General features: G+C 61.6%; 17 protein-coding genes. 8 read left to right on the forward strand and 9 right to left on the reverse strand.

All coding sequences use genetic code 11. From position 1 onward, the window contains the following. Positions 1 to 17: 17 nt before the first annotated feature. Positions 18 to 1088 carry a hypothetical protein gene (locus AB7783_RS12550; RefSeq protein WP_439072266.1) on the reverse strand — a complete coding sequence of 357 codons (1071 nt, stop codon included), beginning with the start codon at positions 1086 to 1088 and terminating at the stop codon, positions 18 to 20. 226 nt (positions 1089 to 1314) lie between these two features. On the opposite strand from AB7783_RS12550, the gene AB7783_RS12555 reads away from it, so the two are divergent. Beyond that, positions 1315 to 2367 carry a patatin-like phospholipase family protein gene (locus tag AB7783_RS12555; protein ID WP_170849844.1) on the forward strand — a complete coding sequence of 351 codons (1053 nt, stop codon included), beginning with the start codon at positions 1315 to 1317 and terminating at the stop codon, positions 2365 to 2367. A gap of 11 nt (positions 2368 to 2378) precedes the next feature. Here the strand turns inward: AB7783_RS12555 and AB7783_RS12560 are convergent, their stop codons facing one another. Beyond that, positions 2379 to 2807, reverse strand: a complete 429-nt coding sequence (locus tag AB7783_RS12560; RefSeq protein WP_093762031.1) for a CBS domain-containing protein — start codon at positions 2805 to 2807, stop codon at positions 2379 to 2381. A 237-nt stretch (positions 2808 to 3044) separates the two neighbouring features. Continuing rightward, positions 3045 to 3818, reverse strand: coding sequence for a rhomboid family intramembrane serine protease (locus AB7783_RS12565; protein WP_439058968.1), 774 nt, complete (start codon positions 3816 to 3818; stop codon positions 3045 to 3047). A 588-nt stretch (positions 3819 to 4406) separates the two neighbouring features. Here AB7783_RS12565 and AB7783_RS12570 point away from each other — a divergent pair. The 3 genes from AB7783_RS12570 to AB7783_RS12580 all read left to right on the forward strand — a co-directional run bounded on the left by AB7783_RS12570 (position 4407) and on the right by AB7783_RS12580 (position 6683). Next, positions 4407 to 4964 carry a PAS domain-containing protein gene (locus AB7783_RS12570; protein WP_089264908.1) on the forward strand — a complete coding sequence of 186 codons (558 nt, stop codon included), beginning with the start codon at positions 4407 to 4409 and terminating at the stop codon, positions 4962 to 4964. Positions 4965 to 5095: 131 nt separating this feature from the next. Beyond that, a complete protein-coding gene (locus AB7783_RS12575; protein WP_441277818.1) occupies positions 5096 to 5728 on the forward strand; it encodes a PilZ domain-containing protein in 633 nt (210 codons plus the stop codon). A 331-nt stretch (positions 5729 to 6059) separates the two neighbouring features. Further along, positions 6060 to 6683 carry a transglutaminase-like cysteine peptidase gene (locus AB7783_RS12580; RefSeq protein ID WP_093762025.1) on the forward strand — a complete coding sequence of 208 codons (624 nt, stop codon included), beginning with the start codon at positions 6060 to 6062 and terminating at the stop codon, positions 6681 to 6683. Positions 6684 to 6933: 250 nt separating this feature from the next. On the opposite strand, the gene AB7783_RS12585 is transcribed toward AB7783_RS12580, so the two are convergent. The 3 genes from AB7783_RS12585 to AB7783_RS12595 all read right to left on the reverse strand — a co-directional run bounded on the left by AB7783_RS12585 (position 6934) and on the right by AB7783_RS12595 (position 8047). Further along, positions 6934 to 7173 (reverse strand): hypothetical protein, encoded by a 240-nt coding sequence (locus tag AB7783_RS12585; RefSeq protein ID WP_320444804.1) that lies wholly within the window; start codon positions 7171 to 7173, stop codon positions 6934 to 6936. Between the two features lie 65 nt (positions 7174 to 7238). Beyond that, positions 7239 to 7595 (reverse strand): hypothetical protein, encoded by a 357-nt coding sequence (locus AB7783_RS12590; protein WP_439083188.1) that lies wholly within the window; start codon positions 7593 to 7595, stop codon positions 7239 to 7241. A gap of 155 nt (positions 7596 to 7750) precedes the next feature. Then, positions 7751 to 8047, reverse strand: coding sequence for a hypothetical protein (locus tag AB7783_RS12595; RefSeq protein ID WP_441277819.1), 297 nt, complete (start codon positions 8045 to 8047; stop codon positions 7751 to 7753). Between the two features lie 108 nt (positions 8048 to 8155). Between AB7783_RS12595 and AB7783_RS12600 the strand changes: the two genes are divergently transcribed. The 3 genes from AB7783_RS12600 to AB7783_RS12610 are packed head-to-tail and all read left to right on the forward strand — an operon-like array spanning position 8156 to position 8866. Then, positions 8156 to 8437 (forward strand): hypothetical protein, encoded by a 282-nt coding sequence (locus AB7783_RS12600; RefSeq protein ID WP_441277820.1) that lies wholly within the window; start codon positions 8156 to 8158, stop codon positions 8435 to 8437. An 8-nt stretch (positions 8438 to 8445) separates the two neighbouring features. Then, a complete protein-coding gene (locus AB7783_RS12605) occupies positions 8446 to 8724 on the forward strand; it encodes a hypothetical protein (protein WP_441277821.1) in 279 nt (92 codons plus the stop codon). Next, a complete protein-coding gene (locus tag AB7783_RS12610) occupies positions 8693 to 8866 on the forward strand; it encodes a hypothetical protein (RefSeq protein ID WP_170849843.1) in 174 nt (57 codons plus the stop codon). Before AB7783_RS12605 ends, AB7783_RS12610 begins: the two co-directional genes overlap by 32 nt. 124 nt (positions 8867 to 8990) lie before the next feature. Here AB7783_RS12610 and AB7783_RS12615 read toward each other — a convergent pair whose 3' ends face one another. Continuing rightward, complete coding sequence (locus AB7783_RS12615; RefSeq protein ID WP_089264916.1) at positions 8991 to 9521, reverse strand: gamma carbonic anhydrase family protein; 531 nt, start codon at positions 9519 to 9521, stop codon at positions 8991 to 8993. A 48-nt stretch (positions 9522 to 9569) separates the two neighbouring features. Continuing rightward, positions 9570 to 9899, reverse strand: a complete 330-nt coding sequence (locus AB7783_RS12620; RefSeq protein ID WP_092147243.1) for a DUF6949 family protein — start codon at positions 9897 to 9899, stop codon at positions 9570 to 9572. Positions 9900 to 10128: 229 nt separating this feature from the next. On the opposite strand from AB7783_RS12620, the gene AB7783_RS12625 reads away from it, so the two are divergent. Then, complete coding sequence (locus AB7783_RS12625) at positions 10129 to 10836, forward strand: hypothetical protein (RefSeq protein ID WP_441277822.1); 708 nt, start codon at positions 10129 to 10131, stop codon at positions 10834 to 10836. Between the two features lie 955 nt (positions 10837 to 11791). Here the strand turns inward: AB7783_RS12625 and AB7783_RS12630 are convergent. After that, positions 11792 to 12397 (reverse strand): hypothetical protein, encoded by a 606-nt coding sequence (locus AB7783_RS12630; protein WP_441277823.1) that lies wholly within the window; start codon positions 12395 to 12397, stop codon positions 11792 to 11794.

Below are 12397 nucleotides of genomic sequence, written 5' to 3' on the forward strand. Positions count from 1 at the left end.
TAGCTTGCGAGCAGCAGTTAGCGCGCGACGACTTCGATCTCGCCGTCGACGCCGTTCACGACGTTGAAGGGGCGCTCGAACACCTTGCCTTCGTTCTTGGCGATGGCGCGGTACTCGCCTTCCGCCAGTGTGACGCGCGGGAAGGCGCCGATCGATTCCTTGATGACGTCGCCGGCCGGCGTGATCACCGACCATGCGGTGTTGGCCAGGGCCTCGCCGCCCTTGTCGCTCACCAGCTTCATGGTGATGACTGCCGCACGATGCGTGATGGTCACGTCGGTGAGCTTGCTCGCCTGCACGCGGATGTCGGAGCGCACCACCGAATTGGCGTCGCCGTAATTCGAGATGATGTAGTAGGTGCCTTCCTGCAGCAGCACGACATCGCCGGCGGGAACGCTCGGCAGCAGCGGCGTGCGCTCGCCGCCTTCGAACTGGCTGCCTTTGTAGATCGAGAACGAGATCTGGTTCTGCGGAATCTTCGTGGTGCCGACGCGGCCCTCGATCCGCAATCCGCCTGCGGGCAGCACGAACGCTTCACGATCGGTCTCGGACTTGATGGTCACCGGACGAACGGCGCTCACAAGGCCCAGCGCCACATGCACCACATAACTGCCCGGCGGCAGCACGATATTCGGCGTGGCACCGCGATCCTCGCGGATCAGCTTGAAGGCACCGGTCTCGTCCGGCCGATCCGAATAGACCCGCCAGACCAGCCCGCTATTGATGACCGGCATATCCTTGCCATAGCGCGCCGTCAGTGCCAGCACGCCCTGTGCGGGCCCCGTTGGAGCAGCCTGGACCGGCGACGGCACAGGCGGGGCGACATTGGCAACCGGCGGCTGCGTCAGTGGCGCCGGCAACAGAGGGGTGGAAGCAGGACCGGACGGCGGCGCGAGGCTGATGGCCGGACCCGATGGGACATCCGGGATCGAGCCCGGCGGAACCGGTGCCGGGCGGTCCGAAAAGAACTGTGCGGACGCTATCCGGGGCAAGGCAACAGCCTGCAGCAGAGCGAGGGCCAGCACCATGGCCAGCCGCCCGCTCCGGCCGGATGTTCGCAAATCATGGCCCCGTGCAGTCATGGTCATGCTTTTCACCCAAAACGCGACAAATTCAAGCCTTGACGCGGATGTCTCGCCGCCAGACCCACAATCGCGTGAGGCCCCCAGGAACCGGTGCACCGTGCCGTAACGGGTCGCTCTGCAGTCACATTTGGTGCCTAAACCTCGCAAACGCGACATAAATCATGAATTAGCTACCGTCTGGAATGATGGCGCAGCTGCATTTAATATCGGCGGCGTCGAGGAGCTTAGTGTGCTGGAGATTTTGATGGGGCGCGGCCAGAATGGCGCGAACGGTCGCGACAAGCCTGGTTTGGGAAGCGTTCGACGTCCGATCATCGGTCTGGCGCTGGGCGGCGGTGCGGCGCGCGGTTTCGCCCATATCGGGATTCTCCGCACTTTGCTCGCCCATGGCATCGTCCCGAACGTCGTGGTGGGCACCTCGATCGGTGCCGTAGTTGGCGGATCCTACGCCGCCGGCCACCTCGATACGCTCGAGGAATGGGCGCGCAGTCTGCAGCCCCGCAATATTCTCAGCTATCTCGACATTCGCCTGAACGGCTCAGGCCTGATCGGCGGCAACAAGCTGGCCGCACAGCTCGAAGCGTCGCTGGGCCATACGTTGATCGAAGACCTCCCGCTGAAATTCGCCAGCGTCGCCACTGAAGTTCGCACCGGTCATGAAATCTGGCTGACTCATGGTCGCCTGGTCGATGCAATGCGCGCGTCCTATGCGCTGCCGGGCATTTTCTCGCCGGTACTGGTCGGCGATCGCTGGCTGGTCGATGGCGCGCTGGTCAATCCGGTGCCGGTATCGGCGGCGCGCGCGCTGGGCGCTGAGATTGTCATCGCAGCCAATCTCAGCAATGACGTGTTTGGCCATTCGACCACGATTTTCGACCATGGCACGGGACCTGAAATGGCCGAGCCCATCATCGAAGTCGAAGAGCCCAAGCGCGGTTTCAGCAAGTTCTTCTCGGCCGAGCGCACCATGAAACGCGAATTCTTCGGTGGTGGCGGACGACCGGGCATCTCTACCGTAATGGTCGATGCCTTCAACATCATGCAGGATCGCATCACCCGCGCGCGCCTTGCCGGCGATCCGCCGGATCTCCTGATCGCACCGCGCGTTGGCCGCATCGGCTGGTTCGATTTCCACCGCGCCGAAGAAATGATCACGCTCGGCGCGCGTGCTGCAGAACGCGCCGTCGAGTCCATTCAAGAGGCGATCGAAATCCTCGCCCCCGAAGTGGCAAACTCACCTGCGCCCGTCGTTGCGCAGAAGCCGACCACTTCGCAGAGCTGAGCACGGCGGGCTCAGGCCGTCGCGATATATTCGCGTAACGCTTCCTGTTCGCGTTCGAATTCGCGCAAGCGAAATTTAACAACGTCACCGATCGAGATCAGGCCAACGACCTTCTCGTCCTCGATAACGGGCAGATGCCTGAATTTTCCGGTCGTCATCTTTTCCATGATTGCACCGACCGTATCGGCCGGTTTGCAGCCAATGACCTTGCGCGTCATCACGGCGCTCACGTCTTCATCCAGCGCCGAGGCGCCGCGCTCTCCGATCACCCGCACGATATCACGCTCAGACAGGATACCATCGATGTGGTGATGGCTCATCACCAGGACGGCACCTATTCTTCGCTGTGACAGCATCTGCACCACCGACGAGACCTTATCGTTCGGCGAGACGCTGATGATCTGGTGGCCTTTGGAATCGAGAATTGCACGTACCGTCATTGTCGCCTCCTAAGTCGACCATGCCCTTTGTCGGGCGCGGTCTTTCATTCTAGGGTCGTCAGACAGATGCAGTGTAACAGCGCAGTTCAACAGTCGTTCAGATGTGGTGATCGCACTGACACACCGTTCGCGCCGGGAACGGGATCGACCTCAAGGGCCGAACCTGCCAACGTGAGTCACCTGTCGAATACATAAGATGGATCAAATGCGTCGGCCTCGCAAGAAGCCGGTACGCGCTTAATGCAGGTCGGAGATGTCCGGAGACGACGTTTGCGAACCCGTGCGTTGCAACCTCGGAATAGGATCGAACAGCGAGAACAGCAGCAGCCCAGCGAAGAAGCCGCCGATATGCGCCTGCCACGCAACGCTCGCCCCTTCCGCGCCGATCGCAATCGAGCCGACGCCAAAGATGATGTTGACGCCAAACCAGACCGCCAGAAATCCGATCACGCGCGGATCGCGCAATGAACGCAGTAGCGGAAGCGCCGGCACCCGTGCCGCCTCATCGGCATCGCCGCGGTTAAACGACAGGAAGCTGCCGCGCACGAAGGCAAACCGGATGGCAGCCGCCATCGCGCCGGAGACCGAAGCCGAGGCGCCGATCATCGGGGCGAGTGCGTGTTCATGGGTAATCAGATGCGCGGCGGCGCCAGCCACAGCCGTCACCGCCATGAAGATGAAGAAGCGGACCGCGCCAAAGCGCCGCGCCAGCGCGCTGCCGAACGGCAGCAGCCACAACACGTTGAAGCCGATATGGCTGAGATTGGCGTGCAGCAGCGAATAGGTGACGAAACTCCAGACCTTGGCGCCATTGCCGCCGGGAAACGGCATCGACAGCAGCGTCTGGTCGTAGCGCTTCGGAATGAAACCGAAGACCTCAATGGTCCAGTATTCCAGATCCACCGGCAGCAACATGCGGATAATGTGGATCACGGCAAGCAACCCGACATAGGCCGTCAGCGCCCCCGGCAGGGTCAGGATCGGTTCGCGCGGGGGAGCGGGGGAATCCAAGGTGTCCAAGGGGATAACGGCCTGTCAGCGGCTCTGGCGAGCGATGCCCCAGATAGTCGGCTTTGCCGGTACCGCGCAAGCTCAGGATCGCCGCAGGACAGCAAACCCGCTTGAAAAGAAAAAGGGAGAGCCTCTGAGAAAGGCTCTCCCGGGTCCGTCTTGATCTTTTCCCGCGGATGGATGTCCCGGTGTGCCGGACGAGCCGACATCCCCACCCCTCCCCGCGTGACGACCAATTCTGTTTTCAGCCACCTGTTTATCGAAGCGCGTCACGAACTGCTGGAGACAGTCCGCTCCGCTCTGGAGTGAGCAGGAGACTACCGGCAATCCCCGCGTTGCCAAGCGCATGCTTAACTTAGAGTTAACGGCGAACCGGTCCATCCGCTCCGAAACCGGACGGTTAATGAGATCGTAACAATCATAGTAAACTTAACCTTAACGGCGGATACCCGCCCGAACGCGGTGGAAAACGCGCCTTCGGCATGGACGCTGCAATGACTGATCTGCACAACATGTAGCGGCGAGCGATGGATGGATTCGGGACAGAAATGTCCCCGATCCACTGCAAGCCGGGTCAGGATCAGGCGAATGAAACATCCATCCAGCCGCGCGTTCTTCGCCTATTGGGACGACAAACGCGGTTTTGCGCGCGCCCCCGATCGGAGTGAGCTGGAACCCGGCCCCGTCCGGGAGCTGCTCGGCGACATCTTCGTGCTGTCCTATGACCAGCCCGTCGAATTCCCGTTCCGCGTGGCCGGCACAAGAGTTTGTGCCCTGCTCGGCCGCGACCTGAAGAACCAGCCGTTTCCGTTGCTGTTCGCGCCCGAGTGTCGCGACGAGATCCGGGACATGATCACCGTCGTATCCGAGGAGCAGCTCGTCGCCGTCGCTGGCGTCACCGCCATGACCGAATTCGGTCAGAAGGCGCATCTGGAACTGCTGTTGCTGCCATTCGCGACGCGCGCGCATTCCCCTATCAGCCTAACCGGCCTGCTGGCGCCTATGTATGAAGTCCGCGGCCGGCTCGGCGCATTCCAGCTGACGTCGTTTCGCTATCTCGCCCACCAGCCGCAGCGCTTTGCGCCGCGCGCCCTGCGCAAACTGCAGGTTGCCCGCGGCCTTATGGTCTATGAAGGGCTGCGCTGAGCAGCCTTCTACATACGCTGCTCATTATAAGTATCGCGCAGAACAATCACGCCAACTGGTTGCGCCAGTTCGGTATTTGCTAACGCGGCGTTAACCCTACGGGCCGTAGGGTCGGTCGAAACTCGACCAGCATGACCGGCACGACACTGATGGCGTTCGCGCAAACAAATTCGATTCTTCCGTCTGCAGAAGAACGCCGTCGCTTTCAGCGGGTGAAAGTGCACCTGCTTGGCCGCTATATGCTGCCGGATCGCCGCGAATTTCCGTGCCAGGTCATCAATATGTCGCCCGGCGGCCTCGCGCTGCTCGGTCCCGGCATCGGCAATGTGGGCGACCGCGTCATCGCCTATCTCGACCATATCGGCCGTGTCGAAGGTAAAATCACCCGGATCATCGACAACGGCTTCGCCATGACCGTGGGTGCGACACCGCGCAAACGCGACAAGCTGGCAGCCCAGCTGACCTGGCTGGCCAACCGCGACATTCTCAATCTGCCGGAAGACCGCCGCCACGACCGCATCGTGCCGCGCAACCCGATGGTGCTCCTCACCCTCGAGGATGGCGTCCAGATGAACGGCCGCATTATCGACCTGTCGCTGTCCGGCGCCGCCATCGCGGCAGAGAAACGTCCGCCACTGAACTCGATTGTCATGCTCGGCCGAATCCAATCCCGTGTGGTCCGCCATCTCGAAGAAGGCTTCGCGCTGGAGTTCTTCCACGAGCAGTTGGCAGAGACGCTCGAAGACAGCGTCAACGCCCGGTAAACGGCCGAACGCCCCCGATCCTCGTTTTTCAATGTCCTGAAGGCGCTATCCGCGTCAGCGGATACCGTTGCGCGTCATCTGCACGCGGTCGCGAGGGGTTAATTTCACGCCGCTTTGCGCACGCAAGTTCCTGAATTGCAGCATTCAAGCCATTAACGCGTAAAATTTGAATCAAATACAATTAGCTAAAATTTGAATCATATTCGATTCAAGTATAGTTCGAATTCGCCGCGCCTTTTACTTGTAATCGCTTCAATTGTACTTGAGCGATTTAGCGGCGACGAAAATCCTTTGTGCGAAACATGGTCCCAACAAGAAAACGGGGGCCACAATGTTTGGTAACAAGGGGCGATACTTCGGACTGGCCGTTTTAGCAGTCCTTCTTGGAGTGACTTCGTCGGCACGTGCCGGCAACGAAAAACTCTACGCAAGCCTGGGCGACAGCACGCGCGCACCGATCGGCTGGGTCGAATTCTGTTCAGACAATCCGACCGACTGCCGCGGCGGTGCGACGCAAGCACGTGACATCGTCATCACGCAGACTGCGTGGAAGGATCTGGTGCGGGTCAATCGCTGGGTCAACGAGACCATCAAGCCAATGACCGACATGGATCATTGGGGCGTGATCGAAAAGTGGTCGCTGCCATCAGACGGTTACGGTGACTGCGAAGACTATGTGCTCCTTAAGCGCAAGATGCTGATCGAAGCAGGCTGGCCACGCGAGGCGCTGCTGATCACCGTGGTGCGTGACAAGAAGGGCGAAGGCCACGCCGTGCTCACGGTGAAGACGGACAAGGGCGAATACGTTCTGGACAACCAGAATGAGAACGTCCTCGCCTGGACCGAGACCGGCTACCGCTTCGTCAAACGCCAGTCACAGAGCGATCCGAATGTGTGGGTCTCGCTCGGCGACAACCGTCCTGCAGTGGCTACGGCCAGCGCGCGGGATCGCTAAACAACAACACGAATTGGAGACACGCGACCCGGTCACATCCCCACCCCTCCCCGTCCCAGACCGGATCGCGCGCGCCCGAACCTCCCCCAAGGTTCGGGCGCAACTTTTTGAGGTGGTGGCCACGCAGCTTCCGACAGGAAGCGGCCGACAATGGGTGGAACAGACGCAGGTTTGGCTGACGAAGTACAAAGTGCTGGGCTGATCTCAGACTGCCGTCTGAGAAACCCGAACCGACGAAGAAATCGCCGCGCTAGTCGCGGCGATTTGCGTTTCGGTCGATGGTGCCGTCGGGCCGATAGCCGAAGCGGACGAGTGCAGTCGCCGTCAACCGCTTCCCGAACCGGCGCTCGAACTCACAGAACATCCAGACGAAAGCCATCACCAGCGCAAAGACGGTGGTGACAAACAGCAGTGTGAGATTGGCAATGTCGAGGGTCATGGTCATTGTTTCGATTTTGCAAAACGCGTACCAGACAATCTGACCAGCCATGATGTAGCTCCAGCACAGCTATGCTGGAGCCGACGAGGTAATCAGGTGGCGTCGCTCAAGGCCAATCAGTCACAAACCTCGACCCGACGCACCCGATATCCAGCCGGTGTCCGTACGCGCTTACGCGTTATGTAACATCCGCCTTCGTCATCATAACCGCCATAAGCGTAGGGGTACCCACCGTAATACGCATAGGGGCCGTAGCCGTAGTAACCGCCATAAAGGCCGGCGCCGGCGAGGCCAAATCCCAATCCTATTCCAGCACCGCGAAATCCACGGCCGAAGCCGCCGCCATGCCAGCCACCGCCACCATGGAATCCACCGCCGTGGAATCCGCCGCCACCGCGTGCCGATGCGGCTGTCGGCGCGACCAGCGCGACTGCGGCAAGGGTCAACAGACCAAACACCAATTTGCGTAACATCAACTACACTCCGTCACGGGTCACTTACAGCGCCGCCCTGTCAGATAGGTAGCTCTTTCGTTCGCGAACCGCCACGGTGCGACGATCAATAGCCGTCACTTGTTCGCGACTGTCGGTTACAGTGTGTTGCTGAACGCCTGTCGCGCAACGTCGCGCTAGCACCCCTTGCAGATGCTCTTCACCTTGCGATCGACAGCACGATCCTGCGCATCGGCCGCTGCATCGCCCGTCGCCGGCTTGCCATCCGGCGACGCCTGTCCGGTCCCGCTCGCGCCTGTCGTGATCCCGGTCGCGGCGCGTCCACCGCTCGCATTCGCCGTGCCTGCACTATTGGTGCCCGCAGCGCCGCCCGTCGCGCCGCCACTTGCACTGCCGGATTGGGCGAACGCCGCGACTGACGACAACAGGACGGTAGCCGTTGCAGTCGCGATGAGTTTCGAGGAATGCGCCATTGGAAATCTCCTTTGGCGTTCAACGAGACCGGCGGAAACGGGTTCCGTTGCGGGAACGAATTTGGCGCCGGCGGCTTGAATCCCTGACATTGCCGAGGAGAAGCCTGCGTGTCCTGGGACAAGCCGTTTCGCGAACCGATCGAATTGCCCGACGGCAACACGCTGGTGTCGCTGCGCGACGCCGGCGCTTACATCACACAGCTGTCACCATCTGAACACGATGCAAAGGAGTGGCAAACCGCGATGCATTGCCTGATCGAGGCGGCTGACTACGGTGGCCCTGTCAGTTTCGCGCGGCTCGGCGTTGCACAGGCACTGCATCGCCGTCAGGAGAAAGTATTCGACCCGACGCGCAAGCGATCGCGCTGGCGCGAGCCGGGCCTCAGTTAGCAGATGTCATGCGCAAGCTGATCGACTTCGATGACGAGACCCTCGACAAGCTGACCCAGCTCGGTCGCGATCGGATGGCAACGACGCAAGAACTTGCCGATGAAGCTTTCGCCGACCTCCTGAAGAAGCACGGCGTTCCGATCGATCTCAAGGATGCGCTCCGCAAGAGCGTGAAAGCCACCGGTCCATCATCCGCATCAAGCCGCAACACTGCGATGCGCCCCGCCTCGTCACGTCCAGCAAGGAAGAAGGCCCATGCCAAACGATCCGCAAAAAGATCCATTTGAGGAAGGCGAACGCGCCGCCAGCGAGGGCATTCCTGCCGAGGCCAATCCCTATCAGGACGGCACCGAGGAGCATTCGCTATGGAGCGCCGGCCACGAGCGCGTGGCCGGCGAAACAGAAGCCAATGAGTCCGAAGGGACGTGATCGCGCTCAGCACGATCACAACCAGAGCCTTTTCGGATCTGATAAAATCAGAACCGAGGCTCTGGCTTTTTGTTGAGACGCGTTTTCTTGATGCGACCCGGTGCCCGCTTCGCTCGAAAACGCTCTAGCCGATCTTCTTGAGACCTTTCTGGAAGCGCGGGCCGTTCGCCGCATAGAATCGCGCGGCGCTGCCCATCGCCGTCACCTGCTCCGGCGACAGCGTGCGAATGACGCGCGCCGGCGATCCGATGATCAGCGAATTCTCCGGAAATTCCTTGCCCTCGGTGATCACCGAGCCGGCGCCCACGATGCTGTTCTTGCCGATCTTCGCGCCGTTCATCACGATCGAGCCCATGCCGATCAGCGCACCGTCTTCAATCGTGCAGCCGTGCAGGATGACGTTGTGACCGACGGTGCAGTTCTTGCCGATGGTCAGGGGAAAGCCCTTGTCGGTATGGCACGTGCAGTTGTCCTGCACATTGGAGCCTTCACCGATCTCGATCCATTCGTTGTCGCCGCGCAGCACCGCGCCGAACCAGACACTCGCCTGCTCCAGCAAACGAATCTTGCCGATCACATCGGCCGTGTCGGCGATAAAGTAATTTCCGCTAGCCGGAAGATCCGGTCCCTGCCCGTCGAGTTCGTAGATTGCCATGATTGAGTGGTCTCCCTTTGCGAGAGACACTGCCATGGATTCTTGTGCCTAGGCCAGTATGCCCAGCGCTTCCAGGGTCATCACAATGAAGGTGCCCGACATCAGGCTCCAGATGCCCGACAGCACCGTCGCGATCATCACGAACTGAATGCGATGCTGCTCGGCCGCGCCGTTGCGCAGGGTGTTGCGCATGATGATGAAGGGCGCCGTGAAGACCAGCAGCGGCACGGCTGCGAAGGCTTCAGGGGACGGCCCCTGCTGGAGCAGGCTGAAGCTCGGGGGACGTTTGGCAAAAGCCTGATAGGCGCTTGCAATGGCGCCTGCGAGCGCGAAGCCAATGCATAGCTGGAAGAATGAATTCAACGCATCGGGGGACATCGAAGCTCTTTCACGGCACATACAAACACCGCCCTGCATCGCAAAATGCGAAGCTCCCCGCCAGCATAACGTTAATAAAGGGTTAACGGCACGGTCGGGAACCGCGCGCGGTGCATGGCTCCCGGATACCGCCTGCGGCGAGGTGCGCGAGGCCGTTAACCATCGGCTGGCATATTCGCGGTTGATTCGCCCACCCGGTACACCGTCCCAGTTCCAATTTAGCGTGCGCATGTCTCTGCTGTTTCCGACCCACCCGACGACGCGGCCGCGGCGCCGCCATCGCCGCAACCACGTCGTACCGATGCTGGTCGGTGCAGCACTTGCAGCCCCCGCTATCGCAGTGGTGGCATATCTGTTGTGGCCGACCTGGCAGAGCCAGAAGCCCGGCGATCCCGACCGCATTCCGGTGAGCGTGGGCGCCACGCTGTTCAATGTCCCGACCCATGCGTTTCGCCGCAAGGTGCAGAAACATTCAGGGCCGCAGGAACGCGTCGATCTGAGCTATGTCTATCCATCGCTGGAAGCGAGCAACCTGCCGAGGCATGTCAGCGTCGAGAATTTCGATGAGAACGCGCAGCCGATCGATCGCATCTTCGTCTCGATCTCGGCGCATCACGATGCGACCTCGCCGGACACCCGCCTGCGCACGATCTATCCGCGCTATATCGACCGTGCGACATCAAGCGAAGACGGGCTGACCACGCAGCCATTCCGCGACAACTCGCCCTACAGCAATGAAGATCTGTTTCTCGGCACGACGCCAGCGCTGGTGGCGCGCTGCACGCGCGACGGTGCCACGGAAGGCATGTGCATGAGCGAACGCCGCATCGGCGGCGCCGATCTCATCTTCCGCTTTCCGCGTAGCTGGCTCGCGCAATGGCGCGATGTCGGCAATGCGATGGATCGACTGACGACGCAGCTCAGCGGGCTGCGGTAAACGCCCTCGTCGTGATTGCGTTGATCGTAGGCTGGGGTGAGCGTCAGCGCGATGCGCCTGCGCTCACTCCATCCCACGATCTTGCTTAACCCTCTCCGTCGTCATCGGCCGGATAGCGCGAAGCGAGCTTCGCAATAATCCCAGGCCTCTCCCCACGTCATGGCCGGGCTTGACCCGGCCATCCACCTTGTCTTGTGCGACGGTGTGCAGGCCAGGCTGGATCCCCGGGTCAAGCCCGGGGATGACACCTGTGGGGGCGGCGCCTTCATCGCGCCATCACAGATTCAACTGTCAAACAGCCACTGCTCTTCAGACATGCGTCATCACCCCCATTGTTTGCGGCGCGGGGGCGCCGTCGTCGCTTGCATTCCTGCCCCCTTGTGAGAGGGCGTGCGGAACGCCGGGTGCCCGTTGCACCCGTGGGCCTGATGCGAATGCGGTCTTCCGCAGGTTAGTGTGCATCAGGACTTTCGGAGGCGCCGAGCAAGTGCCCGACGTTCCGCATGCGGTGTTTTTTCGGTTGCCTGCACATCTGCCATGGCGAACGGTCCCATCACCAAAATTAATGTCCCAGGGCGGAGGGACAGGGTAGCCGCAAAGCACTTGGCCGAACGCGTTTCGATTTGGTCGTCCGTCACACTGTCCAGGGGTCTGTCCATCCCAAGGTCGGCCGTCTCCTTGCCAGTGGCAGTGCTGGCGCAGATCCGTCCTGCCCGAAGACAGACGTCCCCCGTGAACCGCGTAACGCCGCATCTCCGGCGTCCACCGCATCCCACCCCGCGAACGTGACGATCGCGATCGCCCCTCTCGGTGGGGCAGGACGGAGGGGAATATAAACCTGATAGGGATACTGTCAACGGAGGATAGGAAAAAATGTTTGATGGCTGCATCACCGCCCCAAACTGTCATTCCCCGCCACCCCAAGCGGAGCTAACGTTCGCACCGGCCATCGCCGCTACGGCACATCTTTGGCAGGCAGGACGGGCACGGGCAGCGGGGCGAATGTGATGGACTGGGAGTCGCCGCGCATGAAAGCGGGGTCCAGCAGACCACCGCCGGACGGATCGCCGCCCGGCTCCCCGCTGGCGAACAGCGCACCTGGCGGGCCACCAGGTGGCAACTCGCCCTCGCCGGATCCGAATTGCGCGGCACGCCCGCCTTGCGGATGACCCGCGGCGATCTCAGTGCGCGCACGCTCGGCCTTGCGCGCCAGCGCAGTGGAGTAAGGCCGCCGATAGGCCCGCGGCGCCCCGCTCGGCAGATTGTCGTCGTCGAGGGCCTCGACCCACATGTGGATGGCACCGGGCTCGCCCTGGGCGATGTTGGGCTCGACGCTGCGCACCCACAACAACTGGAAGTTCGGCGGCAGCGGATCGTCCGCCGACCAGCCGAGCAGGCCCTGGGTGCGGAAGAACACCAGCACGTAAAACGCCGAAGTCACCGCCACCGCGGCGGCCTTCACCGGCCACGGCAGCCGCGTCCGCACCACCGCCAGCAACAGCAACAGGCCGAGCAGCACGTAGCCGAGCGACAGACCGATAATGCTGGTTTGCAGGCTCAT

It is taken from the genome of Tardiphaga sp. 172_B4_N1_3, assembly GCF_052076035.1.
GTDB lineage: Bacteria > Pseudomonadota > Alphaproteobacteria > Rhizobiales > Xanthobacteraceae > Tardiphaga > Tardiphaga robiniae.